The 23,762-nt window shown below is 71.1% G+C and carries 21 protein-coding genes and 1 pseudogene; 11 read left to right on the top strand and 11 right to left on the bottom strand.

Going from position 1 to position 23,762, the window contains the following annotated elements; all coding sequences use genetic code 11:
• The 6 genes from ettA (at position 1) to AB0C84_RS08705 (ending at position 7,570) form a co-directional block, all read left to right on the top strand.
• Positions 1-1,665, top strand: a complete 1,665-nt coding sequence (gene ettA / locus AB0C84_RS08730; RefSeq protein WP_361062933.1) for an energy-dependent translational throttle protein EttA — start codon at positions 1-3, stop codon at positions 1,663-1,665.
• Between the two features lie 248 nt (positions 1,666-1,913).
• Positions 1,914-3,449 carry an aldehyde dehydrogenase (NADP(+)) gene (locus tag AB0C84_RS08725; protein WP_361062930.1) on the top strand — a complete coding sequence of 512 codons (1,536 nt, stop codon included), beginning with the start codon at positions 1,914-1,916 and terminating at the stop codon, positions 3,447-3,449.
• Positions 3,446-4,789: an enolase C-terminal domain-like protein gene (locus AB0C84_RS08720; RefSeq protein WP_361062927.1), complete on the top strand. Its 1,344-nt coding sequence runs from the start codon at positions 3,446-3,448 to the stop codon at positions 4,787-4,789. Before AB0C84_RS08725 ends, AB0C84_RS08720 begins: the two co-directional genes overlap by 4 nt.
• Positions 4,790-4,830: 41 nt before the next feature.
• The gene (locus AB0C84_RS08715) at positions 4,831-5,262 is read left to right on the top strand and encodes a thioesterase family protein (protein ID WP_258944469.1); all 432 of its coding nucleotides are present in this window, start codon (positions 4,831-4,833) and stop codon (positions 5,260-5,262) included.
• Positions 5,259-5,852 carry a GNAT family protein gene (locus AB0C84_RS08710; protein ID WP_361062924.1) on the top strand — a complete coding sequence of 198 codons (594 nt, stop codon included), beginning with the start codon at positions 5,259-5,261 and terminating at the stop codon, positions 5,850-5,852. Before AB0C84_RS08715 ends, AB0C84_RS08710 begins: the two co-directional genes overlap by 4 nt.
• A gap of 305 nt (positions 5,853-6,157) precedes the next feature.
• A complete protein-coding gene (locus AB0C84_RS08705) occupies positions 6,158-7,570 on the top strand; it encodes a S28 family serine protease (protein WP_361062921.1) in 1,413 nt (470 codons plus the stop codon).
• Positions 7,571-7,654: 84 nt separating this feature from the next.
• On the opposite strand, the gene AB0C84_RS08700 is transcribed toward AB0C84_RS08705, so the two are convergent.
• From AB0C84_RS08700 to AB0C84_RS08685, 4 genes and pseudogenes are all read right to left on the bottom strand, one after another.
• Positions 7,655-9,226, bottom strand: a complete 1,572-nt coding sequence (locus AB0C84_RS08700; RefSeq protein ID WP_361062918.1) for a glycoside hydrolase family 13 protein — start codon at positions 9,224-9,226, stop codon at positions 7,655-7,657.
• Between the two features lie 30 nt (positions 9,227-9,256).
• Positions 9,257-9,616, bottom strand: a pseudogene (locus AB0C84_RS08695) (globin); the annotation flags it as partial.
• A gap of 71 nt (positions 9,617-9,687) precedes the next feature.
• The gene (locus tag AB0C84_RS08690; RefSeq protein WP_258944464.1) at positions 9,688-10,719 is read right to left on the bottom strand and encodes a mechanosensitive ion channel family protein; all 1,032 of its coding nucleotides are present in this window, start codon (positions 10,717-10,719) and stop codon (positions 9,688-9,690) included.
• 290 nt (positions 10,720-11,009) lie between these two features.
• Positions 11,010-11,294, bottom strand: coding sequence for a hypothetical protein (locus AB0C84_RS08685; RefSeq protein WP_179846917.1), 285 nt, complete (start codon positions 11,292-11,294; stop codon positions 11,010-11,012).
• Positions 11,295-11,716: 422 nt separating this feature from the next.
• On the opposite strand from AB0C84_RS08685, the gene AB0C84_RS08680 reads away from it, so the two are divergent.
• The gene (locus AB0C84_RS08680) at positions 11,717-13,336 is read left to right on the top strand and encodes an XRE family transcriptional regulator (RefSeq protein ID WP_361062913.1); all 1,620 of its coding nucleotides are present in this window, start codon (positions 11,717-11,719) and stop codon (positions 13,334-13,336) included.
• Positions 13,337-13,341: 5 nt separating this feature from the next.
• Complete coding sequence (locus AB0C84_RS08675; RefSeq protein WP_361062911.1) at positions 13,342-13,944, top strand: GNAT family N-acetyltransferase; 603 nt, start codon at positions 13,342-13,344, stop codon at positions 13,942-13,944.
• A 348-nt stretch (positions 13,945-14,292) separates the two neighbouring features.
• Here the strand turns inward: AB0C84_RS08675 and AB0C84_RS08670 are convergent, their stop codons facing one another.
• Genes AB0C84_RS08670 through AB0C84_RS08655 form a run of 4 tightly spaced genes read right to left on the bottom strand, consistent with a single transcriptional unit; the run spans position 14,293 to position 17,699 of the window.
• A complete protein-coding gene (locus AB0C84_RS08670; protein ID WP_361062909.1) occupies positions 14,293-15,078 on the bottom strand; it encodes a methyltransferase domain-containing protein in 786 nt (261 codons plus the stop codon).
• Between the two features lie 12 nt (positions 15,079-15,090).
• Positions 15,091-15,339, bottom strand: a complete 249-nt coding sequence (locus tag AB0C84_RS08665; protein ID WP_361062907.1) for a hypothetical protein — start codon at positions 15,337-15,339, stop codon at positions 15,091-15,093.
• A gap of 12 nt (positions 15,340-15,351) precedes the next feature.
• Positions 15,352-15,600: a hypothetical protein gene (locus AB0C84_RS08660; protein WP_361062907.1), complete on the bottom strand. Its 249-nt coding sequence runs from the start codon at positions 15,598-15,600 to the stop codon at positions 15,352-15,354.
• On the bottom strand, positions 15,597-17,699 hold the full coding sequence (locus tag AB0C84_RS08655; protein ID WP_361062904.1) for a prolyl oligopeptidase family serine peptidase: 2,103 nt from the start codon (positions 17,697-17,699) through the stop codon (positions 15,597-15,599). The genes AB0C84_RS08660 and AB0C84_RS08655 overlap by 4 nt, the downstream gene beginning before the upstream one ends.
• Positions 17,700-17,960: 261 nt before the next feature.
• On the opposite strand from AB0C84_RS08655, the gene AB0C84_RS08650 reads away from it, so the two are divergent.
• Both AB0C84_RS08650 and AB0C84_RS08645 read left to right on the top strand, forming a co-directional pair.
• Positions 17,961-18,470 carry an HNH endonuclease gene (locus AB0C84_RS08650; protein ID WP_179846921.1) on the top strand — a complete coding sequence of 170 codons (510 nt, stop codon included), beginning with the start codon at positions 17,961-17,963 and terminating at the stop codon, positions 18,468-18,470.
• Positions 18,471-18,501: 31 nt separating this feature from the next.
• Positions 18,502-18,720, top strand: a complete 219-nt coding sequence (locus AB0C84_RS08645; RefSeq protein ID WP_179846922.1) for a zinc ribbon domain-containing protein — start codon at positions 18,502-18,504, stop codon at positions 18,718-18,720.
• A 4-nt stretch (positions 18,721-18,724) separates the two neighbouring features.
• Here the strand turns inward: AB0C84_RS08645 and AB0C84_RS08640 are convergent, their stop codons facing one another.
• From AB0C84_RS08640 to AB0C84_RS08630, 3 genes are all read right to left on the bottom strand, one after another.
• The gene (locus tag AB0C84_RS08640) at positions 18,725-19,072 is read right to left on the bottom strand and encodes a DUF1330 domain-containing protein (protein ID WP_179846923.1); all 348 of its coding nucleotides are present in this window, start codon (positions 19,070-19,072) and stop codon (positions 18,725-18,727) included.
• Between the two features lie 95 nt (positions 19,073-19,167).
• Positions 19,168-21,030, bottom strand: coding sequence for a dihydroxy-acid dehydratase (ilvD, locus tag AB0C84_RS08635; protein ID WP_361062899.1), 1,863 nt, complete (start codon positions 21,028-21,030; stop codon positions 19,168-19,170).
• A 249-nt stretch (positions 21,031-21,279) separates the two neighbouring features.
• Positions 21,280-22,092 (bottom strand): nuclease-related domain-containing protein, encoded by an 813-nt coding sequence (locus tag AB0C84_RS08630; protein WP_361062896.1) that lies wholly within the window; start codon positions 22,090-22,092, stop codon positions 21,280-21,282.
• 223 nt (positions 22,093-22,315) lie between these two features.
• On the opposite strand from AB0C84_RS08630, the gene AB0C84_RS08625 reads away from it, so the two are divergent.
• Positions 22,316-23,740 carry an amidase gene (locus AB0C84_RS08625; RefSeq protein WP_361062893.1) on the top strand — a complete coding sequence of 475 codons (1,425 nt, stop codon included), beginning with the start codon at positions 22,316-22,318 and terminating at the stop codon, positions 23,738-23,740.
• The last annotated feature ends 22 nt before the right edge of the window (positions 23,741-23,762 follow it).

The raw sequence follows: 23,762 nt of genomic DNA, 5'->3' as shown, positions 1-23,762 counted from the left end.
ATGGCCGAGTACATCTACACGATGCAGCGTGTGCGCAAGGCACATGGCGACAAGGTCGTCCTTGACGACGTCACCCTGCATTTCCTTCCGGGCGCGAAGATCGGCGTCCTGGGGCCCAACGGCACCGGTAAGTCGACGCTGCTGCGCATGATGGCCGGTCTGGAACAGCCTTCGAACGGCGACGCGCGCCTCATGCCCGGGTTCAGCGTGGGCATGTTGCAGCAGGAGCCGCCGCTGAACGAGGAGAAGGACGTCCTCGGGAACGTCCAGGAGGGCGTCGCCGAGACCAAGGCGCTGCTCGACCGGTTCAACGAGATCGCCGAGCAGATGGCGACGGACTACTCCGACGAGCTGATGGAGGAGATGGGCAAGCTGCAGGGGGAGCTTGACCATCGCAACGCCTGGGACCTCGACAGCCAGCTCGACCAGGCGATGGACGCGCTGCGCTGCCCGCCCGGCGACGCCGAGGTGTCGAAGCTGTCGGGTGGTGAGCGCCGGCGCGTCGCGCTGTGCAAGCTGCTGCTGCAGGCGCCCGACCTGCTGCTCCTGGACGAGCCCACCAACCACCTCGACGCGGAGAGCGTCCAGTGGCTGGAGCAGTTCCTCGCCAAGTACGAGGGCACCGTCCTGGCCGTCACGCACGACCGGTACTTCCTCGACAACGTGGCCACCTGGATCCTGGAGCTCGACCGGGGCCGCTGCTACCCCTACGAGGGCAACTACTCCGTCTACCTGGAGAAGAAGGCCGAGCGGCTCAAGGTCGAGGGCAACAAGGACGCCAAGCGCAAGAAGCGCCTCCAGGACGAGCTGGAGTGGGTCCGGTCGAACCCGAAGGCGCGCCAGACCAAGAGCAAGGCCCGCCTTGAGCGGTACGAGGAGATGGCCGCCGAGGCCGACAAGTACCGCAAGCTCGACTTCGAGGAGATCCAGATCCCGCCGGGCCCGCGCCTGGGCAACACGGTGATCGTCGCTGACAAGCTGAACAAGGGGTTCGGCGACCGGCTCCTGATGGACGACCTGACGTTCAACCTTCCCCCGAACGGGATCGTCGGCGTCATCGGCCCGAACGGCGTCGGCAAGACCACGCTCTTCCGCATGATCATCGGGGATGAGCACCCGGACGCGGGCGACCTGCGGGTCGGCGAGACCGTCAAGATCTCCTACGTCGACCAGGGCCGCGGCGGCATCGACCCGAAGAAGACGGTGTGGGAGGTCGTCTCGGACGGCCTGGACCACATCAACGTCGGCCAGGTCGAGATGCCGTCCCGCGCGTACGTCGCGGCGTTCGGGTTCAAGGGCCCCGACCAGCAGAAGCCCTCCGGCGTGCTGTCCGGCGGCGAGCGCAACCGGCTCAACCTGGCGCTGACGCTCAAGCAGGGCGGCAACGTCCTGCTGCTGGACGAGCCGACCAACGACCTGGACACCGAGACCCTGTCCAGCCTGGAGAACGCCCTCCTGGAGTTCCCCGGGTGCGCCGTGATCACCTCGCACGACCGGTGGTTCCTGGACCGCATCGCCACGCACATCCTCGCGTGGGAGGAAGGCTCGAACTGGTTCTGGTTCGAGGGCAACTTCGCCGACTACGAGAAGAACAAGATCGAGCGGCTGGGCGCCGACGCCGCCCGCCCGCACCGGGTCACCCACCGCAAGCTCAAGCGCGACTGACCCCAAACCTCCCCGAACGGCCGCGCGACCCCCACCCGCGCGGCCGTTCGCATTCCCACCAGAGGCGCTCCCACCCGGCGGCGTTCCCGGGCGGCGGCGTTCCCACCCGGCGGCGTTTTCGGACGGAGGTGTGTCGGTGGTGATGCTTGGGGGGCATCGAACGATGCGTTTTTCGTGTTGGACAGGTATCGATCGTGTCTCCTATCGTCCGGGTCAGGTAGTCGGGCCAAGCTAGGAGGACGGGGACGTTGGCGCAGCTCACCGGGCAGATGCTGATCGGGTTCGAGCGCGTCAGCGGGACGGGGAAGGCGATCTGCGCCGTCGATCCCCGCACCGGCGAGCGTCTCGGGCCTGAGTACCGCTACGGCGGCGACGCCGAGGTCGAACGGGCCTGTGCCCTCGCGGAGGAGGCGTTCGACGCCTACCGCGAGACGAGTCTTCAGGAGCGTGCCGCGTTCCTCGACGCGATCGCCGGGAGGCTCGACGAACAGGCCGACGAGCTCGTCCGGCGCGCCGCGTCCGAGACGGGGCTTCCCGCCGCCCGGCTGACCGGGGAGGTCGCGCGGACGTCGGGGCAGCTGCGCCTGTTCGCCTCCGACCTGCGCGCGGCGACGGCGCCCGGCTCCACCGCCCGCTACGGCGCGAACCCGCCGGGCGGCGCCGGTGTCGCGGCCGGGCCGGCGACGAGCGTCGACCCCGCGGGCGAGGGCGCCCCCGAGATCCGGCAGGGGCGGGTGCCACTCGGGCCCGTCGTGGTCTTCGGGGCGAGCAACTTCCCGCTGGCGTTCTCGGTGGCGGGCGGCGACACCGCCGCCGCGCTCGCGGCGGGCTGCCCGGTGATCGTCAAGGCGCACGACGCCCATCCCGGCACGTGCGAGCTGGCCGGACGTGCCGTCGCGGAGGCCGCCGAGGAGGCGGGGCTGCCCGAGGGCGTGTTCTCGATGCTGTACGGGGACGGGCCCACGCTCGGCATCGCGCTCGTCACCGACCCGCGGGTGCGGGCGGTCGGGTTCACCGGGTCGCGGAAGGCGGGCCTGGCGATCGCGAGGGCGGCGGCGGCCCGGCCGCGGCCGATCCCGGTCTACGCGGAGATGAGCAGCGTCAACCCCGTCTTCCTGCTGCCGGACGCGCTGGCGGAGCGTGCCGCCGAGCTGGCGGGGGAGTACTCCGGGTCGGTGACGCTCGGGGCCGGGCAGTTCTGCACGAACCCGGGCCTCGTCTTCGCGGTCGACGGCCCCGGTCTGGACGCCTTCCTGGCCGCGGCGGCGACGGCGTTCGAGGCCGACCCCGGGGCTCCCATGCTGACGCGCGACCTGGCCCGCGCCTACGCCGAAGGCGTCGAGAGGCTCGAACGGCGGCCCGGCGTGGAGATCCTCGCGCGCGGCCGGGAGCCGGACGCGGTGGCCGGCTGCCGGGCGGCTCTCGCGGCCGTGGACGCCGGGGACTTCGGACCCGACCTCCAGGAGGAGATCTTCGGCGCGTGCTCGCTCGTCGTCCGCTGCGCCGACCTCGACGAGGTGATCGGGCTGGCCCGCGGGCTGGAGGGCCAGCTCACGGCGACGGTCCACGGCGGGGGCGAGGCGGCGGCGCGGCTGCTGCCCATCCTGGAACGGCTCGCCGGACGGATCCTGTGGGGTGGTTGGCCCACCGGTGTCCGGGTCGGGCACGCCATGGTGCACGGCGGACCGTATCCGGCGACGTCCGACGAGCGCACGACGTCCGTCGGGAGCCTCGCCGTCGAGCGGTTCCAGCGGCCGATCGCCTACCAGGGGGTGCCGCGGTGAGCACGCCCGTCGTCACCGGGATGCGGGTGGTGCCGGTCGCGGGACACGACAGCATGCTGCTCAACCTGGGCGGCGCCCACGGGCCGTTCTTCACCCGGAACCTGGTGCTGCTCACCGACTCGTCCGGCAGCACGGGCGTAGGGGAGGTTCCGGGCGGCGAGGGCATCCGGCGGACGCTGGAGGACGCCCGTGACCTGGTGGTCGGCAAGCCCATCGGACGCTCGGACGAGATCCTCAACTCCGTCCGCGCGACGTTCGGCCACCTGGACGCGGGCGGGCGGGGCCCCCTCACGCACGACACCAGGATCACCGTGCACGCGCTGAGCGCGATCGAGGCGGCGCTGCTCGACCTGATGGGGCGGTTCCTCGGCGTGCCGGTGGCGGCGCTGCTCGGCGACGGCGTCCAGCGCCGCTCGGTCCCGGTGCTCGGCTACCTCTTCTACGTCGGCGACCGCAACAGGACGGACCTTCCGTACGAGGCGCCACCGGACGGGGCGGACGGCTGGCTGCGGGTGCGGCGGGAGGAGGCGCTGACGCCCGAGGCGATCGTCCGGCAGGCGGAGGCCGCGCGGGAGCGCTACGGGTTCGCCGACTTCAAGCTCAAGGGCGGCGTCCTGCGCGGCGAGGAGGAGGCGCGGGCCGTGCGGGCGCTCGCCGAGCGGTTCCCCGGCGCCCGCGTCAACCTGGACCCGAACGGGGCCTGGTCGCTGGAGGAGGCGGTCCGGCTCGGCACCGCGCTGCGGGACGTCCTCGCCTACGCCGAGGATCCGTGCGGCGCCGAGCGCGGCTACTCGGGCCGGGAGACGATGGCCGAGTTCCGCCGCGCCACGGGCCTGCGCACCGCCACCAACATGATCGCGGTCGACTGGCGGCAGCTCGGCCACGCGATCCGGCTGGACGCGGTGGACATCCCCCTCGCCGACCCGCATTTCTGGACGATGCGCGGTTCGGTCCGTGTCGCGCAGCTCTGCGAGGCGTGGGGGCTGACCTGGGGATCGCACTCCAACAACCATTTCGACGTGTCCCTGGCGATGTTCACCCACGTCGCCGCGGCCGCGCCCGGCGAGATCACCGCGATCGACACGCACTGGATCTGGCAGGACGGCCAGCGCCTCACGACCGACCCGCCGCGGATCACCGGTGGCGCGGTCGCGCTGCCCGAGGGCCCGGGGCTCGGCGTCGAGGTCGACGAGGAGCGGCTGGAGGCGGCGCACGACCTCTACGTCCGGTACGGGCTGGGCGACCGCGACGACGCCGCCGCGATGGAGTACCTGGTCCCGGGCTGGCGGTTCGACCCGAAGCGCCCCTGCCTCGTCAGGGGCTCCGCCCGCTCCGGGTAGCATCGGGCCGACCCCCGGTTCCCCGTAACCCAGGCGAGGACATGCAGCAGTTGCCCGCGGCCGAGTACCGCCACGTCTACGAATTCAAGATCCGGTTCGGTGACATCGACTCCCAGGGACACGTGAACAACGTCAAGTTCCTCGGCTACCTGGAGGACGCCCGGCTGGAGATGTTCCACGGCGACCCGGTGCGCAAGGGGGAGGAGCCCGTTCGCGGCATGGTGATCTCCCGGCACGAGATCGACTACCGGTACCCGCTGCTGCCGACCGTCTACCCGATCCGGGTGGAGACGTGGGTGACCGAGGCCCGCGCGGCGTCGTTCAAGCTGGCCTACGAGGTGCGGGACGACGACCACGTGTACGCCGAGGCGACCTCGACCCTCGTCGCGTTCGACGTGGAGGCGAACCGCCTGCGCCGCTTCACCCCGGAGGAACGGGAGTTCATCGGGCGGTACGTGGTGCCCCGCGCATGACGGCCCTCGCCGGTCCCCCGCCCGCGCTCGACGGCCGTCGGGCGGGCGTGCGGCTGCGCGCCGTCCAGATGGCGGACGCGGAGGCGCTGGCGGTGCTGTACCGGGAGAACCGCGCCTACCTGCGTCCCTGGGAACCGGAGCGGGGCGAGGCGTACTTCACCGTCGACGGCCAGCGTGCCAACCTGCGCGAGCTGGTCGAGGCGTACGCGGTGGAGGAGATGTGGCCGGGCGTGATCCTCGTCGACGGCGAGATCGCCGGTCGCATCACGCTCAACAACATCCTGCGCGGTCCTCTCCAGAGCTGCTTCGTCGGCTACTGGGTTGCGCGCGCGCATGCCGGCAGGGGCGTCGCCACCGAGGCGGTCAGGCAGGCATTGGACGTGGCGTTCGGCGCGCTCCTCCTGCACCGCGTCGAGGCGTTCACGAGGGTCGACAATCTCGCGTCCCAGCGCGTGCTCGAACGCAACGGCTTCACGCCCGTGGGGACGGCCCGCCGCCACATTCACCTGGATGGACGCTGGCACGACGAGCGGCTCTTCGAACGCCTGGCTCCCTGGGACGACGGGTTCACCCTCGTCCCTCCCGCCTGATCCCCGCCTCGCGGCCTGAGCGCCGCTCCTGATCTCCGCTCGCGGCCGTTCGCCGTTCCGGACGTGATCGAGGCCCACCGCACCGCCCCGCGTTCTTCCAGCGTGTACGCCATTGCCTACCTGATCACGGTTGCGTCCCTCCTGGGCCTGTTTGCCGGTCTGATCGGGTGACAACCGACCCGTCACGGATAGGTAACAAGCCCAACAGCAATCCGTTTTCGGTGGGCTTCTCCCTCTAGGGTCGCGACGCGAATGTGGAGAACCCACGTGAAAGGGGCACAATGCGGCGCGTCTCACGAGGAGCCATGGCACTGCTGCTCGCCGCGGGCATGACCGGGGCGGGCGCCACCGCGGCGCAGGCCGCGGGCTTGGCCCAGGCGGGCACGGCGAAGGCCGGCGCCGCCCAGGCGGGCGACATCCTTGCCCAGCTGAAGGCGATCCCCGGAATGCAGGTGACGGAAAAGCCGTCCACCCTGCCGGGCTACCGCTGGTTCTGGCTGGAGTACAGGCAGCCGGTCGACCACCGCAACCCGCGAGGGCAGTGGTTCGAGCAGCGCATCATGTTGCAGCACAAGTCGGCGGACCGTCCCATGGTGCTCTACACCAGCGGGTACAACACGCCGGAGACGATGTTCACCTCCGAGCCGACGGCCCTGGTCGACGGCAACCAGATCTCGGTCGAGTACCGGTACTTCACCCCGTCCCGTCCGGAGCCGACGGACTGGAAGAAGGACACGATCTGGCAGGCGGCCACCGACGAGCACCGGCTGATCGGCGCCCTGAAGACCATCTACCAGGGCAAGTGGATCTCGACGGGGGCCAGCAAGGGCGGCATGACGGCCGTCTACCACAAGCGGTTCTACCCGCGTGACGTCGACGGCAGCGTCGTGTACGTGGCGCCGAACGACGTCAGCAACAACGACGACCGCGCCTACGACAAGTTCTTCCAGACGGTCGGCTCCGACCCCGCGTGCCGGGCGAACGTCAAGGCCCTCGCGCACAGGTTCCTCGAACGCCGCACCGAGATGCTCAAGCGCTTCAAGGCCGCCGCCGACGAGAACGGCTGGACGTTCGACATCCTGCGCACCCAGGACCGCGCGTTCGAGAACTCGGTGATGGACTACGAGTGGGGCTTCTGGCAGTACAGCCTGCAGTCCGACTGCGCATCGCTGCCCAAGGCGGGCGAGGCCTCGGACGACCAGCTCTACGAGACGCTCGACAACATCTCGGGCCTGTCGTTCTACAGCGACCAGGGCCTCTCCCCGTACATCCCGTACTACTACCAGGCGGGGACGCAGCTGGGCTGGCCGACGCCGAAGTTCAAGCACCTGCGGCCGCTGCTGCGGTACGAGGACAGCTACCAGCCGCGCACCTACGTTCCGCGTGACATCTCCATGCGGTTCGACAACGGCCGCGCCATGCGCGACATCGACCGCTGGGTGCGGGGCAACGCCAACCACATGCTGTTCCTGTACGGCGCCAACGACCCGTGGGGCTCCGAGCCGTTCCGCCTCGGGCGCGGCAGCCGCGACTCGGCCGTCTACGTCGCGCCGGGCATGAACCACAGCGGCCGGCTCATCGCCAAGCTGCCCGGTGACCAGCAGACCAAGGCGATCACCGACGTCAAGCGCTGGGCGGGCGTCGGGACCGGCCTGCAGACCCTCAAGTCGGCTCCGATGGCCGACGACCCGCTCCAGCTTCAGCGCCCGCCGCTGTAGCCGGAGGCACCCATCGGCGAAGCGCCGCGGTGCGCCGGTCCGTGCGTCGACCCCTCGCACGGACCGGCGCGCCGCGTCGCGCTTTCAGGGGGAGCTCAGCCAGGCGGCGGTGTTGCCGGGAAGCAACTCGCCGTACAGGGGTGTGCTGGTCAGCAGCGGGGTGCCCGCAGGAAGGCGCACAGGGTTGTCGCCGCAGTTGAGGGCGAACAGCAGTGAACCGCGCCTGAAGAAGAGGGCGGTCTGGGGGGAGTCGATCCACTCCAGGTCTTCCGGGAGGTCGCCGTGCAGGCGGCGGCGCAGGGCGAGCGCCCTGCGGTACCAGTTCAGCATGGACGACGGGTCGGACGCCTGCGCCTCGGCGGTCATGGACGCCCACCGCTCCGGCATCGGCAGCCAGGGCCGGACGCCGTCGGGCGAGAAGCCGTAGGGTTCGGCGCGGCCCGACCACGGGAGCGGCACCCGGCAGCCGTCGCGTCCCGCGTTCTCCCCGTTCGTCCGCTTGAAGATGGGGTCCTGCCGGGCGTCATCCGGCAGATCGGTCACCTCGGGCAGCCCCAGTTCCTCCCCCTGGTACAGGTAGGCGGACCCTGGAAGCGCCAAGAGAAGCAGTAACGCGGCCTTGGCCCTGGCGAGCCCGATCCCCTGGAAACCCTCCTGCCGCTCATAGCGGGTGACGTGGCGGACGGAGTCGTGGCTCGACAGCACCCACGTCGGTGCGGCGCCCGTGGGGGCGACGGCCTTCAGCGCGGCGTCGATCACTTCGCGGAACGCCATGGCCGACCATGGGGCGAGTTGCAGGTCGAACTGGAAGACCTGGTGCAGTTCGTCCGGGCGCAGGTACAGCGCGAGGTCTTCCGGGCCGTCCGTCCACACCTCGCCTATGGCCATGCGGTCGCCGTCGTACTCGTCGAGGATCTGCCGCCATCTCCGGTACACGTCATGGACTTCCGGACGGCTGTAGATGGGACCGTCCGGCATGCGCCGGTCCTGGCCGTGGAGGTCGCGGAACGACTCGTCCTTGAACAGGCCGGCGGCGACGTCGATGCGGAAGCCGTCCACGCCCCGGTCGAGCCAGAACCGCAGGATGTCCTCGAACTCGTGCCGCACGTCCGGGTTGCGCCAGTCGAAGTCGGGCTGCTCGGGCGCGTACAGGTGCAGGTACCACTCGCCGTCGTCCGTCCGCGTCCAGGCGGGGCCGCCGAACGCCGACGGCCAGTCGTTCGGCGGGGCCTCCTCGCCGGGACGATCCCCTGGCTTGCCGGACCGGAAGATGTAGCGGGAACGTGCGGGCGATCCGGGCGGCGCCGCGAGCGCCTCCCGGAACCAGCGATGCCGGTCGGAGGAGTGGTTCGGGACGATGTCGACGATCAGCCGCATCCCGTGGGCGTGCACGTCCGCCACGAGCGCGTCGAAGTCGTCCAGGGTGCCGAACCGGGGATCGACGTCGCGGTAGTCGGCGACGTCGTAGCCGCCGTCCGCCAGCGGGGAGGTGTAGAAGGGGGTGAGCCACAGCGCGTCCACACCGAGTTCGCGCAGGTGGCCGAGCCGGGACCGGATCCCCTGGAGGTCGCCTTCGCCGTTCCCGTCGGCGTCGGCGAAGCTGCGGACGTAGACCTCGTACACGACGGCGTTGCGCCACCAAGGGGTTCGCGTCATACGGGGCCCTCTACCCGCTTACGTAGGGGCGTTCACCATGCTCTGCGCCGCCATCGTGAAGTAGCCCCAGAGCTGCCGCTCCAGATCCTCGGGAAGCCCGAGCTCGTCCACCGCGACCCGCATGTGCCGCAGCCACGCGTCCCGCTCGGCGGAGCCGATGACGAAGGGAACGTGACGCATCCGCAGCCTCGGATGCCCGCGCCGCATGCTGTAGGTGTTGGGGCCGCCCCAGTACTGGATCAGGAAGAGGCGCAGCCTCTCCTCGGCCGGACCGAGGTCCTCCTCGGGGTAGAGCGCGCGGAGGTCGGGGTCGTCCGCGACCCCCTGGTAGAAGCGGTGCACCAGCCGGTGGAAGGTCTCCTCGCCGCCGACCGCTTCGTAGAAGGTCACCTGTTCAGCCATAGCGCCCCCACCCTATGTGAGACACGCCCCCTTCCTCACCTTGATCCACTGGGAAGGGGCTAGGGGGCGGGGGTGGCGACGGTGACGCCCGCCTCGTCGAAGGCCCGCTTGACGCGTTCGCGCAGCTCGCGGGCGATGTCGCCCTGCCGGCCCGGCACCGTCTTCAGCACGACGCGGATCACGACGGCGTCGCCCGCGAGGGCCTGCACGCCCCACACCGACGGCTGCTCCAGGACGATGTCGTTCCAGGGCGAGTCCGCGACCAGTTCGTCGGCGGTGGTCTGCAGGATCTCCTTGACCTTCTCGGTGTCCTCGTTGATGTCGACCGGGATGTCCAGGACGGCGCGTCCCCAGTTCTGCGACTCGTTCCCGACCTTCTTGATCTCGCCGTTCGGGACGTACCAGACGGTGCCGTCGACGTCCCGCATGCGGGTGACCCGCAGGGTGACGGCCTCGACCGTCCCCTTGGCGCTGCCCACGTCGATGACGTCGCCGACGCCGTACTGGTCCTCCAGCAGCATGAACAGCCCGGCGAGGAAGTCCTTGACGATGTTCTGCGCGCCGAAGCCGACCGCGACGCCGATGACGCTGGCGCTGGCCAGGATGGGGGCGAGGTTGAGGCCGAGCGAGCCGAGGATGCTGAACGCGGCCGTCCCCATGATGATGATGGACGCGATGGAGCGCAGCACCGAGCCGAGCGTCTGGGCCCGCTGGGCGCGCCGCCTGTTGAGCAGGGCGGGGCTGCCCTCGAAGACCGTCCGGGACCGCTCCCGGACCTTCTCCGACATCGTGCCCTCGGCCATCCGCAGCGTGACCTTGGTGATCATCCGGTGCGCGATGTTCTTGACGATCAGCGCCACCACGAAGGTCACGATGATCCACAGCAGCGTGGTGAGCGGCTTGTCCAGCCAGGTGGCCCAGAACTGGGTGAAGTCGGTGTTCTTCGAGACGTTCCAGACCAGCCGGCACGAGATGCTGGGGTCGGTGTTCTTGCAGGCCGCCTCCGGGGTCCCCTTCTCGGCCCAGGGCAGGAACGGCTTGGCGACCGGCGACGCGGCGAGCGGCACGCTGATCGACGCGAACAGAGACATGGTGTGGCAGACCCTCCCCGGCCATTGCGGTTCCACGCCACCTCGCCGTGGACCGGCGGCGGTACGAGCCCGATCGTAGGGGACGGTTCCGACCGGTTCATACGAACGCCGGGGCTGGTGGCGGGGACCGGCCGGGGAGGGGGTCCACCGGGCGAACGTGTCCCGCGGGGACCGCGGCTGCCGCGCCCTTCGCCGCGGCCTCGCGGGACACGCCCGGTCTTGCGGGTCGCCCGGTCAGGGCGCCCGAGTCTGTGACGGAGCCCGGGCTCAGCGGCCCGGGGAGCGTCCGCTCACCCCGCGGCGAGCGGCTGGAGGACGTGCGCCAGCTTGAGGGCCGCGCCGCCGACGTCGTCGACGCGGTGCATGCGCTCGCCCCACGACCACCAGAAGTAGTGGTCCTTGGTCTCGGGGGCGGGGGCGCAGGTGACGTCCTCCGCGAGGCTCGCGGCCTCGGGGTTCACGACCCTCAGGAAGGCCGGCCCCGAGCGGGTCCTGACGACGCGCGCGACGAGGCCCCGCGTGTCCAGTTCGTGCTCCAGTTCTTCGAGGTAGCCGACGCGTCTGTCGCTGACCACCTTCGCACCCCCTCCATAGGCGGGCGGATCGCCCGCGGGCCCAGGGCCCGGTCGACCGGACGGTCGACACTCCGGATTCGCTCGATCACAACACGAGAGATTTGCAACTCTCACACTGACCGGTCAAGGGGCCGGCCGAGCGCCGAAGAACCGGATAACCCCACCTCAGGAGAAGTCCTCCTCCCCGCGGAGGAAAAATCTCTACCCGCGGGGTGCGGAGCGCGTCCCGGCCCTCACCAGTTCTCCGGAATCGCTTGGCGGGGACTGTGACGAGGATTACGCTGCGTGCGCAAGAGATTATCTGTTGTGGCCAAAACGACCGGTCGCCGTGGCCGGGACGACCGCCCACCCCCCGAGGAGGGCGGCGTGCCGGCCCGACGGGAGGAGGCCGGATGTCGGACCCCCCTCGGAGAGAAACGGACGTGGCTCGCCGGATACGCGCACACGCCCTGGCACGGGGACGGGGTCCGGTAGAGATCGCCCAAGAGATCCACGAGCAGTGCGGGCCGCTGTTCGGGACCAGCCGGGTCAAGGCGCACCGGCTGGCCCACGGCGTGGCGCTGTCCGACATCGTGGCGCAGGTCAAGGCGCTCTACGAGGTCGACGGCAAGCCGCCGCCGCGACTCGGGGAGACGCTGCTGTCCGCCTACGAGAGCGGCTACAAGCGTCCCGGCCCGGAGTACCTGCACTACCTGTGCGCCGTCTACCGGGTGGAACCCGACGCCCTCGACTACCAGAGTCCCTGCATCTGCGGCCGCGGACACGCGGCCCGTGCGGGCGCCGCGAGCGTCCCGCAACCGCGCGCGCCGGACCTGCGTCCGGTACCCGACCCCGACGCCATCGTCGGGGCGATCGTGCCCAGGAGCGAGGAGCGCCCCTGGGCGACCGTCAACGACCTGCGGGGCCATGACCGCGCCGACGGCCCCCTGACCATTGATGTGGGAGAGGAGGACATCGTGCTTCGTAGAACCCTTCTGCAGCTGCTGGCCGGAGCGGGCGTGGCGCTCGACGGTCAGTTCCTTGGGGCGGTCGACAACCTGCGCCGCAAGATGGACGACACCCTGGTCAGCGCGACCGTCTCGCCGACCATGCTCGACCAGTGGGAGGAGACCACCTACGGCTACGGCCGGCAGTACCAGGCGACCCCGTCGCTGCGGATGCTCTGCGACGTGCTGCTCGACTTCAGCGAGGTGCGCCGCATGTGCGACAAGCGCCAGCCGGTCGAGCTGCAGGAACGCCTGTGCCGGATCGCCGCGCAGCTGTCCGGGCTGTCCGGGCTCATCATGATCAACCTGGGGGACCACCGGCTCGCCCGCTCGTTCTTCCGCACCGCGCGGACCGCCGCCGACGAGACCGGCGACCGCCAGCTGCGCGCCTGGGTGACCGTCCGCGAGTCGCTCGTCCCGATGTACTACGGCGACCCGCGCGAGGCGCTGCACCTGGCCCGCAAGGCGCAGGACCTCGCCGGCCGGACCCCCGGCGTCGCCGCCGCCATGGCCCCCGCCGTGGAGGCGCGCGCACTCGGCATGCTGGCGATGCGCGGCCGCGGTGACGCCGCCCCCAGCGCCCGCCGCGCGCTCGTGCGCGGCCGTTCGGTGTTCGACCAGCTCTCCAAGACCGACACCTCCGACCTGGTGTTCGGGTTCACCGACCGGCAGATGGCCTTCTACGAGGGCGACACCTTCACCAACCTCGGCGACCACAAGCAGGGCGACGAGGTGCTCAGCCACGCCCTCACCCTGTACTCGCCCACCGACCGCGTCGACCTGACCCTGGTGCGGCTCGACCGGGCGATGTGCAAGCTGCACGCCGGTCACCCCGAGGCCGCGCTGACGGCGGGCCGCGAGGCCATCTACGACCTGCCCGCCGACCACCGGTCCGACATCCTCGTGCACCGCGCCCGGCAGATCGGCGCGGCGGTCGCGACCCAGCACGGCCAGATCCCGGAGCTGGCGGACTTCTACGAGGCCCTCTCCGGCCCGTCGGTGAAGAGCCCGACCCAGGATCAGCCCGCCGCCGTCCGCCCGGGGGAGCAGGTCTGACCGGGATGAGCACCGACAACGCCTCCTGGCAGGGCCACCCCACGCTCGTCCGGCTCAAGGACGAGCCCCCCGAATGGCGCTACGGCGACCTGCGGATCCGCCGGTACCGCGCGGCCGACCACGGCGTCGTCCTGGCCCTCCACCAGAAGGGCCTGGCCCAGGTCGGCCTGCGCCCTGGCGACGGCGTCTACTACGACCACGACTTCTTCCAGATGGAGGACATCTATCTCCGCAACAACGGCGAGTTCCTCATCGGCGAACTCGACCGCGGGATAGTCGCGATGGGCGGCCTGCGCCGCGCCGACCTCATCCCCGGCGGCCGCGCCCGCGCCTACGGCGGCTACGCCCCCGGCACCCCGGCCCTCGACGCCGCCGAGATGGTGCGCCTGCGCGTCCTGCCGGCGGTCCAGCGCCGCGGCTACGGCACCGCGCTCGTCCAGGCCCTGGAGGAACGCGCGACCGAGTACGGCTACCGCATCCTGCGCGCCGACACCACCGAACTCCAGACCCCCGCCCTGGCCCTCTACAGCAAGTTCGGCTGGACGGAGACCCGCCGCGAGTCCATAGGCGGCATAGTCAACATCTACATCCAAAAACTGATGCGCTGAGGCCCCTCAGGCGACACGACGACAAACCGTCCACAGGATCAACCTCAGCCAGCACCGCAACCCCGCAACAACCCCAACGGTCGCGATCGCGTCCGAAGGCAGGTTCGAGCCTGCGAGAACCTGATCGCGCAGCGAGCCGCAAGGCGAGCCGGAGCGATGCCAGCGATCGCCCGCTTTTGTCGACGATGGAGGGCCGCCAGGGCCCGAAGGAGGAGAAAAAGCGATAAACACGCCAAACCCCCTCCTGGAGGCTTCCCAACCCCAGGAGGGGGTCGATCGTGGGCACGGTTGGCCGTGCGTGTCGCTCCGGCAGCGTAGCGCGATCTTGGGGCGCGTGCTGTGGATCGGTCAGGGGCGACCGGCGGCCACCACCTGCATGAGGGGGTAGCGGCGCCGGCGGACGCCGGTGCAGCCGCGCTCGGTGAGGGCGCGGGTGATCTCGCGGTCGCCGAAGGCGGTGAAGCCGGTGGCGCGGCGCAGGAGTTCGGTGCCGAGGCGTGGGGCGGCGAGCGGGCGCCGGGAGGTGAGGATGACCAGTTTCCCGCCGGGTCTGAGGACGCGGGTCATGCCGTCCAGGGCTGCCCAGGGGTCGTCGAAGAGGTAGAGGGCGCCGAAGCAGCAGACGGCGTCGAACGCGGCGTCGCGGAAGGGGAGGTCGACGGCGTCGCCGCGGACGTAGGTCACGGGGTCGGCGGGGTCGGTGTCGGCGACGGCGCGGGTCAGCATGGTCTCGGACGCGTCGAGGCCGACGACGAGGCCGGAGGCGCCGATGCCGGCGGCGAGGGCGCGGGTGACGTTGCCGGGTCCGCATGCCACGTCCAGGACGGTGGCGGGCGGACGGGCGGCGTAGCCGGGTTGTGAGAGGCCGAGCCAGTCGCGGGCCATCGCGTGCTCTTCGGCGGTGTCGGGGCCGAAGGGCCAGCCTTTGGCGAGGTTGAAGCCGACGGGCCGCCACACCTTCTCGTAGATCCGCGGCAGGAACGTCGACTCCATCACCGACTGGGCGAGGGACGGCGACCTCTTCGCGGACGGCCCCAGCAAGTCGAGGTACCCGGCGGACATGTCAGGCTCGCCGGGCGCCTCACGCAGCAGCTCCAGCACCCGCCCGGCCGACTCGCGCAACGTCGTGCTCATCCCACTATTAGATCACGCGTCAATTCGTCGTTCGCTGGCGCCCACCTCGGCCGACACGGCAACCACGCAACAACCCCAACAGTTGCGATCGCGTCCGAAGGCAGGTTTGAGCGAAGCGAGAACCTGATCGCGCAGCGAGCCGCCAGGCGCGTCGGAGCGATGCCAGCGATCGCCCGCAGTGTCCGACGATGGAGGGCCGTCAGGCCCGAAGGAGGAGGGGATTGCAATGAACACAGCCGACTCGCGCAACGTCGTGCTCATCCCACTATTAGATCACGCGTCAATTCGTCGTTCGCTGGCGCCCACCTCAGCCGACACGGCAACCACGCAACAACCCCAACAGTTGCGATCGCGTCCGAAGGCAGGTTTGAGCGAAGCGAGAACCTGATCGCGCAGCGAGCCGCCAGGCGCGTCGGAGCGATGCCAGCGATCGCCCGCAGTGTCCGACGATGGAGGGCCGTCAGGCCCGAAGGAGGAGGGGATTGCAATGAACACAGCCGACTCGCGCAACGTCGTGCTCATCCCACTATTAGATCACGCGTCAATTCTTCTTTCAGGGTGAGGCCGGTTTGAGCGGCCAGGAACGTGAGGGTGTCGGCGGTGAGGTCTGCTGAGCGGGTCACGGAGCGGGCGGCGTGGCCTACTTCGGGTTCGTCGCGTAGGAGGATCGGGGCTTCGGAAGTCGTTGCGTGCTGGAGGGCGGCGCACATCTTGCGGGCGTGGAGGGGGTCCACTCGGGTGTCGCTGCCGAACGTCGTGAACAGGACGGCGGGGTAGGCGGTGCCGGGGTGGACGTGGTGGTAGGGCGAGTAGCCGATGAGCCAGCCGAACTCCTCGGGGTCGTCGGCCGTCCCGTACTCGTCGTTCCAGGTCTGGCCTAGGCCGAAGCGCTCGTAGCGGACCATGTCCAGGAGCGGCGCTGAGCACACGACCGCCCGGTAGAGGTCGGGGCGCTGGGTGAGGGCGGCGCCGACGAGGAGGCCGCCGTTGGAGCCGCCGGAGATCGCGAGCTGGGACGGCGTGGTGAGGCCGTCCGCGATCAGTTTCTCGGCGGCGGCGTGGAAGTCGTCGAAGACGTTCTGCTTGCGGTCCCGCATGCCGGCGCGGTGCCACTGCTCGCCTTCCTCGGAGCCGCCGCGCAGGTTGGCGACCGCGTAGACGCCGCCCGCCTCGACCCACGCGAGGATGCTCGCCGAGTAGGACGGCGTGAGCGAGATGTTGAACCCGCCGTAGCCGTAGAGGATCGCGGGGCGCGGCCCGGTCAGGCCCGGACGGGACGCGACGAGCATGCGCACCTCGGTGCCGTCGCGGGAGGTGTAGGCGACCTGGCGCGTCTCGATCTCGGGGACGTCGACCGTGCCGGGCGCCGACGCCCACGGTGTCGTCTCTCCGGTGCGCGCGTCGTAGCGCAGGACCGCCGAGGGGGTCACGTGGTCGGTGTAGCCGAACCAGGCCTCGTGTCCGCCTTCGGGTCGCTCGACGATGCCGCCGATGGAACCGAGGCCGGGGGTCGGGACGGTGCCGAGCCGCTCCCCGGACGCCAGGTCGTGCACGGTGATCTCGCTGATCGCGTGGCGCGTCCACCCGGCGAGCAGGACCGGGCGTTCCAGGCCGTCGAGGATCGCGAAGTCGGTGAGGACGGCCTCGGGGTCCTGGGGGAGGAGGTCCCGCCACGTCCCGTAGGAGAGGTCGGACGGGTCGGCGACGCACAGCCGGGACCGGGGCGCGTCGCGGTCGGTGAAGACGTAGGCGCGGCCGTCGCGGCCCACGTGGATGCCGGTGGAGGCGTCGACGCCCTCCTGCACGGACCGCAGCGCGGGCGCCTCGGGGGAGGACGAGGTCAGGTCGGCGATCCACAGGTCGTTGCGGGGCGCGGTGCCCTGCGACGCGGAGATCGTGAGCCAGCGGCCGTCGCGGCTGACGCCGACCCCGTAGTAGTTGGTCTTGTCCATGTCCGCGCCGAAGACCAGCACGTCGTGGGTGTCGGGTTCGGTGCCGACGCGGTGCAGGTAGACGCGCCGGTGGTACTGCTCCTCGCCCGGCGGGACGTCCTGGGCGGGCAGCCGGCGCGTGTAGTAGTACGCCTCACCGCCCGGCAGCCAGGCCACCGAGGAGTACCGGGCCCGGTCGATCGGCCCCTCCACCCGGTCGCCCGTCGCGACGTCGATGACGTACAGCAGCGACTCCTCGTCGCCGCCGGTGGACACCTTGTACGCCAGGAGGCGGCCCTCCTTGTCGGGCTGCCAGCCGTCCAGCGTCGTCGTCCCGGCGGGGTCGAGTGCCGTCGGGTCGACGAGGACGCGCTCGGATCCGTCGGGGTCCACGGTGTGGAGCACCGGGTGCTCCTGGTCGGCTGAGCGGCGGGTGAAGAAGCGCCGCTCGCCCCGCCACACGGGGGCCCCGACGCTGCCCGCGCCGAGCAGTTCGAGCAGGCGGGCCCGCAGCGCGTCCCGGCCCGGCAGGGCGTCCATGGTCTTGTGGAAGAGCCCGTCCTGCGCGGCGCGCCACTCGCCGGTCTCGGCGCTGTCCGGATCCTCCAGCCAGCGGTAAGGGTCGGCGACCCGGTGGCCGTGGATGTCCTCGACGATGTCCAGGCGCTGCGCGGACGGATACGGCGTCATGATTGAACTGTATTGGGCGTTAAGGGCTGGCCGGCCAGTACTCCCCGCGGGTTCCGTGTTCGAGCGGGTGTGCGGTGGGGGATTATTGGGGTAGCGGACGACCTCCCTCAGACGCCACACTGATTCTGGTCGGTTCGCCCCTGGGGAGGTCCTCATGGCGAGTGCGCAGGTGCCGGAGACGATAATCGGGCCTCGGTGGGAGGCGCGCTGCGCCGCGACCACCGGGGCGATCAGGCAGTGCGGCCCGGCGGAGGGCGTCTGATGCGACAGGTCCTCCTCCTGAACGCGACGTACGAACCCCTCACCACGCTGCCTCTGCGGAGGGCGGTCTGCCTCGTGCTTCGCGAGAAGGCGGAGATCGTCCATCACGACACCTCGGGTGACGTGCTCCATTCGGCCACGATGACGGTCGAGATCCCGTCCGTCATCCGGCTCCGCCGCTACGTCCGCATCCCGTTCCGGACCCGCGTGCCCCTGACCCGCGCGGCGCTGATGCGCCGCGACAACTTCCGCTGCGTCTACTGCGGCCGCCGCGCCGAGACGATCGACCATGTCCATCCGCGCAGCCGGGGCGGCAAGCACGTCTGGGAGAACTGCGTGGCCTCCTGCATGACGTGCAACCACAGCAAGGCCGACCGGCTGCTGTCGGAGCTGGGCTGGACGCTCAGCATCACCCCGGCCGTTCCGAGAGGGGCGCACTGGCGGCTCATCGGCCTCGTCCACGACGGCGATCCGCAGTGGGCCGCCTACGTCACCGAGCCCGCGGCCTGACGCGCACACCCGGGGGACGTATCCTGGGTGCGTGCCTCGCTATGACTACCGCTGCCGCGCGTGCGGGTCGACCTTCGAGGTCTCCCGCCCGATGATCAACTCGTCCGACCCGGCCCCGTGCCCGGCCGGCCACGACGACACCGTCAAGCTCCTGTCCACGGTCGCCGTCACCGGCACCTCCCGTGGCGGGGCGCCGCAGCCGCCGCCGAGCGGGGGCGGGGGCTGCTGCGGCGGGGGCTGCTGCTCCTGACCGGTCACCCGGCCTGGGCCGCGCGCAGCGCCCGGCCGGTCGCGGCGACGTCGTAGTTCGGCGGGACGCCCTGGAGCAGCACGGTGGTGCCGGGAATGTTGTCGGCGCGCATCGCGAGGATCTTCTGGTAGGCGTCCGAGGCGTACCAGTCGCGGGCCTTGTCCATGTCGGGGAACTCGATGATGACGTAGGCGCCCTCGAACGGGCCTTCGAGCACCTCGGTCTCGCTGGCGTGCACGATGAAGCGACCGCCGAACGGGTCCATGGTCTCCTGGATGCGCTCCATGTAGACAAAGACGTCGTCGTGCAGCGGCGGCTGGGGGGTCATGTAGGCGAGGGCGTAGGCGGTCATCGCGTTCTCCTTGGTGGTGGGGCCGGGCTGGTTCGCCCGACACCCACCACTTTGCCCTGGACGGGGAATGAAGGCGATTACCCGCCGGGTAATGCTCAGCCGTTCAGGCGGTCGAGCTGGGAGACGTCGCGCGCGGCGCCGGTCGAGGCGGAGGTGGCCATCGCGGCGTAGGCGCGCAGGGCGGCGCTGACCGGGCGGTTGCGGTCGCGGGGCCGGTAGCCGCCGAGGTCGGCGAGCAGCTTCTCGCGGCGGATCTCCAGCTCGTCGGCCGGGACGTCCAGCTCCAGGACGCGGTTCGGGATGTCGATCACGATGCGGTCGCCGTCCTCGGCGAGGGCGATGATCCCGCCGCCCGCGGCCTCGGGGGAGGCGTGCCCGATGGACAGCCCGGACGTGCCGCCGGAGAACCGGCCGTCGGTGATCAGCGCGCACGCCTTGCCGAGCCCGCGGCCCTTGAGGAAGCTCGTCGGGTAGAGCATCTCCTGCATGCCGGGCCCGCCCTTCGGGCCCTCGTAGCGGATCACGACGACGTCGCCGGCCTTGACCTTCCCGCCGAGGATGCCCTCGACGGCGTCGTCCTGCGACTCGAAGACGACGGCGGGGCCGGTGAAGGTCCACAGCTCCTCGTCCACCCCGGCGGTCTTGACGATCGCGCCGTCGGGGGCGATGTTGCCGCGCAGGACGGCCAGGCCGCCGTCGGCGGTGTAGGCGTGCTCGGCGGAGCGGATGCAGCCGTTCTCGCGGTCGAGGTCGAGCGACTCCCAGCGGGCGCTCTGCGAGAACGCCGAGGTGCTGCGCACGCCGCCGGGCGCCGCGTGGAACAGCTCGACGGCCTCCGGCAGGACGTCGGGGGAGAGGACGTCCCACTTGGCGAGGAATTCGTCGAGGGACGCGGAGTGGACCGAGTGCGCCGACGCGTTCAGCAGGCCGGCGCGGTTCAGCTCGCCCAGCAGCGCCGGGATGCCGCCCGCGCGGTGGCAGTCCTCGACGTGGTACTTGCCGGTGGCGGGGGCCAGCTTGCAGACGCACGGGACGCGGCGGGAGATCGCGTCGATGTCGGTGAGCCCGAAGTCGACGCCGCCCTCGGTGGCGGCGGCGAGCAGGTGCAGGATCGTGTTGGTGGAGCCGCCCATCGCGACGTCGAGGACCATGGCGTTCTCGAACGCCTCGCGGGTGGCGATGCTCAGCGGCAGGACGGACGCGTCGTCGCCCTCGTAGTACCGCTTGGCGACCTCGACGACGGTGCGGCCGGCGTCCTCGTAGAGGCGGCGGCGGGCGGTGTGGGTGGCCAGCACGGTGCCGTTGCCGGGCAGCGCCAGCCCGATCGCCTCGGTGAGGCAGTTCATCGAGTTGGCGGTGAACATGCCCGAGCAGGACCCGCAGGTCGGGCAGGCGCTCTCCTCCATCTCCAGCAGCTTGTCCTCCGGCATGGAGGAGTCGGCGGAGGCGATGATCGGGTCGATCAGGTCGAGCTTGTTGCCGCCCATGACGCCCTCGACGGGCTTGCCGGCCTCCATCGGGCCGCCGGAGACGAACACGGTCGGGATGTTCAGGCGCAGCGCGGCCAGCAGCATCCCCGGGGTGATCTTGTCGCAGTTGGACACGCAGACCAGGGCGTCGGCGCAGTGCGCGTTGACCATGTACTCGATCGCGTCGGCGATCACCTCGCGGGACGGCAGCGAGTACAGCATGCCGTCGTGGCCCATCGCGATGCCGTCGTCGACGGCGATGGTGTTGAACTCGCGGGGCACGCCGCCGGCCTCCCGGACGGCGCCGGCGACGACCTTGCCGACCTCGTCGAGGTGGACGTGGCCGGGCACGAACTGGGTGAAGCTGTTGGCCACCGCGACGATCGGCTTGCCGAAGTCCTCGCGTTCCACGCCGCTGGCCCGCATGAGCGCGCGGGCGCCCGCCATGTTCCTGCCATGGGTGACCGTGCGTGACCTGAGCGGTGGCATCTTCGACCTCTCCAAACCTGTGACGTGCGGGGACGACGGGCCGCGCATGGTTCGGCGTGGGCGGGCGGGTCGCCTGGAAGGGTACGCGCAGCGGCGGATCGCGGCGCTGCCGCCGGCTCAGCGGAGGTCGCGCCCGGGCCGGCCCGTGACCTCCGATGCTACCAACCCGCCGGAGGGCAGGAAAAAAGCCGGGACGGCGGTGTCCCGGCTTTGCGGCGGGCGGCCCGGGAAAGGGGGCCGCCCTCGCCCTCAGTCGGGGTACTTCGGCGGCAGGGACTCCTCGGCCGCCTGGAAGATGCACTGGACGTCGCCGTCGGTGAGGATCTTCGGGCGGCGGCGCAGGTACGAGCGCGCCCGGTTGCCCGCGTAGACGTCGACGTCGCGCACCCGCATGACCTTCCACGGGATGGACGGGCCGTAGATCGCCACGGACGGCTGCACCGGCACGTCGAAGCCGACCTGCTCGGCGAGGATCATGCTCGCCATCTGGGCCTCCCAGCGCGCCTCGTCCAGCCGGTCCTTCTTGTTGAAGGGGCCGTGGAAGAGCTTGAGGTGGGACATGGTGCGCACGGGGAGGCGCTTGTCCCACTTCTCCGAGTCGATGGCGTAGACGCCGCTCGGCCCGATGACCAGGTGGTCGATCCGCCCGTCGCTGACGCCCTCGTCGTCGCGGGGGACGGCCCGCGCGTGCAGCACGAGGTATCCGTTGCGCCGCAGGGACTTGAGCTGCCGCTCGGTGCGCCGTTCGGCCGCCGAGGACTTCTGCCAGGCGGTGACGGTGGAGCTCTTGCGGGACAGCCGCACGTAGTCGCCGATGACGACGAGCACCGCGACGGTCAGGCCGATCCGCCAGCTCGTCAGCATGAGCGCGGCGGCGCCGGCGAGGACGGCCGCGCCGATCCGGTACGCCCAGCGGCGGATCTTGGGATCGTCGAGCACCGCCGCGGCGGCGCTGCCCTCCAGCCGCTCCTTCACCGGTGTCTGGTCATCGTGTTCACGCGCCTCCTCGGACTCGGGTCGCGCCCTGGCATTCTGCGTGTTGCCCCGCTCCATGGTCGCCATGGTGACGCTCCGTGTTCCTTTCCCTTCGGGGGCATGATCCTCCGTGCGCAGAGTAATCATCGGGAGGGTGGGCGACCAGTCATGCCGGGTTAATGTTTTGTCGCCCCACGTCAGTGATTCTCTTACGGCACGGTCGGGTAGGCCAGTATTAATCTCCTTCCGCCGCTGCTGTCGTGTGTGCCCTCTTTGATGCCCGCGCACACGGCGTCTAGCGTTCCGGATCGTGACACAGATTCATGACCTCAGCGCCACCCGTATGGCCGCCGCCGTCCGCGCCCGGGACGTGTCCCCGGTCGAGCTCGCCGACCATTACCTGGCCCGCATCGAACGTCTGAACGAGCAGGTGGGCGCCTACGTGACGGTCACCGCCGAGCGCGCCCGCGAGGAGGCGCGCCGCGCCGAGAAGGCGGTGCTGGAGACCGGCGACCCGGCGGAGCTGCCGCCGCTGCACGGCGTCCCGGTGCCGATCAAGGACCTGAACATGGTGACCGGCGTCCGGATGACGTTCGGCTCGGCGGTCTACTCCGAGCTGACCGGGTTCGCCGACGACCACGTGGTGGCCAGGCTGGCGGCGGCGGGGACGGTGCTCCTCGGCAAGACCGCGACCCCCGAGTTCGGCCTGCCCTGCTACACCGAGGGCGCCGTGTCGCCTCCGGCCCGCACGCCGTGGGACCCGTCCCGGTCGGCCGGCGGGTCGAGCGGCGGCGCGGCGGCGGCGGTCGCGTCCGGGCTGGCGCCGATCGCGCAGGGCAGCGACGGCGGCGGTTCGATCCGGATCCCGAGCAGCGTGTGCGGGCTGTTCGGGATCAAGCCGACCCGCGGCCGGGTCTCGCAGGGGCCGGTCATCCCCGACCTGTTCGGGCTCTCCACCAACGGGCCGATCGCGCGCACCGTCCGCGACGCCGCCCTCATGCTGGACGTCATGGCGGGCCACATGCCCGGCGACCTGTACCGTGCGCCGGAGGCGGACGGGCCGTTCCTCGCCCGCGCCGACCGCGCGCCGGGCCGGCTGCGGATCGCGCGGAGCCTCCAGCCGCCGGTGCCGGACGTCGAGGTCCACCCCGACTGCGTCGCCGCCTACGAGGACGCGTCGGCGCTCCTGGAGGAGCTGGGCCACGAGGTCGTGGAGCTGCCGCAGGTGCTCGGCTCCGATCTCGTCCCGCACTTCGCGACGCTGTGGGGCGTGATGGCGACGATGACGCCCGTCCCCGAGGGAGGCGAGGACGAGCTCCAGCCGCTGACCCGCTGGCTGCGCGGGTTCGGCGAGAGGACGACGGCGCCGCAGCTGTTCCAGGCCCACGCGGCGCTGCAGGGCGCGCTGCGCGCCGCGTTCCCGGTGATGGACGAGTTCGACGCGATCCTGCACCCCACCCTCGCCATGCCGCCCGTGCCGGTCGGGTACTTCCACGACCAGGACCCGGAGGAGAACTTCCGGCGGCAGACGCACTTCACCCCGTTCTGCGCCATGTACAACATCTCGGGGCAGCCCGCGGTGAACGTCCCGCTGCACTGGAACGGCGAGGGTCTGCCGATCGGTGTCATGCTCGCCGGGCCGCTCGGCGCGGAGGGCACGCTGATCTCGCTGTCCGCGCAGCTGGAGGAGGCCCGCCCCTGGATCGGCCGCACGCCGCCGGTCTGGACGGCGTGACGCGACCCGCACCGGGCATGGT

Source organism: Actinomadura sp. NPDC048955, from assembly GCF_040649435.1.
In the GTDB taxonomy this organism is placed as follows: Bacteria; Actinomycetota; Actinomycetes; order Streptosporangiales; family Streptosporangiaceae; genus Spirillospora; species Spirillospora luteofluorescens.
The sequence above is the reverse complement of the archived record's forward strand: the minus strand, read 5'-3'. Positions and strand labels throughout refer to the sequence as shown.

Excerpts from the sequence above, each read along its gene's own strand:
- AB0C84_RS08700 (WP_361062918.1), bottom strand. The coding sequence starts at position 9,226 with ATGACGCGAACCCCTTGGTGGCGCAACGCCGTCGTGTACGAGGTCTAC.
- AB0C84_RS08640 (WP_179846923.1), bottom strand. The coding sequence starts at position 19,072 with ATGACCGCCTACGCCCTCGCCTACATGACCCCCCAGCCGCCGCTGCAC.
- AB0C84_RS08675 (WP_361062911.1), top strand. The coding sequence starts at position 13,342 with ATGAGCACCGACAACGCCTCCTGGCAGGGCCACCCCACGCTCGTCCGG.
- AB0C84_RS08690 (WP_258944464.1), bottom strand. The coding sequence starts at position 10,719 with ATGTCTCTGTTCGCGTCGATCAGCGTGCCGCTCGCCGCGTCGCCGGTC.
- AB0C84_RS08650 (WP_179846921.1), top strand. The coding sequence starts at position 17,961 with ATGCGACAGGTCCTCCTCCTGAACGCGACGTACGAACCCCTCACCACG.
- ilvD (WP_361062899.1), bottom strand. The coding sequence starts at position 21,030 with ATGCCACCGCTCAGGTCACGCACGGTCACCCATGGCAGGAACATGGCG.
- ettA (WP_361062933.1), top strand. The coding sequence starts at position 1 with ATGGCCGAGTACATCTACACGATGCAGCGTGTGCGCAAGGCACATGGC.
- AB0C84_RS08715 (WP_258944469.1), top strand. The coding sequence starts at position 4,831 with ATGCAGCAGTTGCCCGCGGCCGAGTACCGCCACGTCTACGAATTCAAG.
- AB0C84_RS08710 (WP_361062924.1), top strand. The coding sequence starts at position 5,259 with ATGACGGCCCTCGCCGGTCCCCCGCCCGCGCTCGACGGCCGTCGGGCG.
- AB0C84_RS08665 (WP_361062907.1), bottom strand. The coding sequence starts at position 15,339 with ATGAGCACGACGTTGCGCGAGTCGGCTGTGTTCATTGCAATCCCCTCC.
- AB0C84_RS08660 (WP_361062907.1), bottom strand. The coding sequence starts at position 15,600 with ATGAGCACGACGTTGCGCGAGTCGGCTGTGTTCATTGCAATCCCCTCC.
- AB0C84_RS08655 (WP_361062904.1), bottom strand. The coding sequence starts at position 17,699 with ATGACGCCGTATCCGTCCGCGCAGCGCCTGGACATCGTCGAGGACATC.
- AB0C84_RS08705 (WP_361062921.1), top strand. The coding sequence starts at position 6,158 with ATGGCACTGCTGCTCGCCGCGGGCATGACCGGGGCGGGCGCCACCGCG.
- AB0C84_RS08670 (WP_361062909.1), bottom strand. The coding sequence starts at position 15,078 with ATGAGCACGACGTTGCGCGAGTCGGCCGGGCGGGTGCTGGAGCTGCTG.
- AB0C84_RS08630 (WP_361062896.1), bottom strand. The coding sequence starts at position 22,092 with ATGGCGACCATGGAGCGGGGCAACACGCAGAATGCCAGGGCGCGACCC.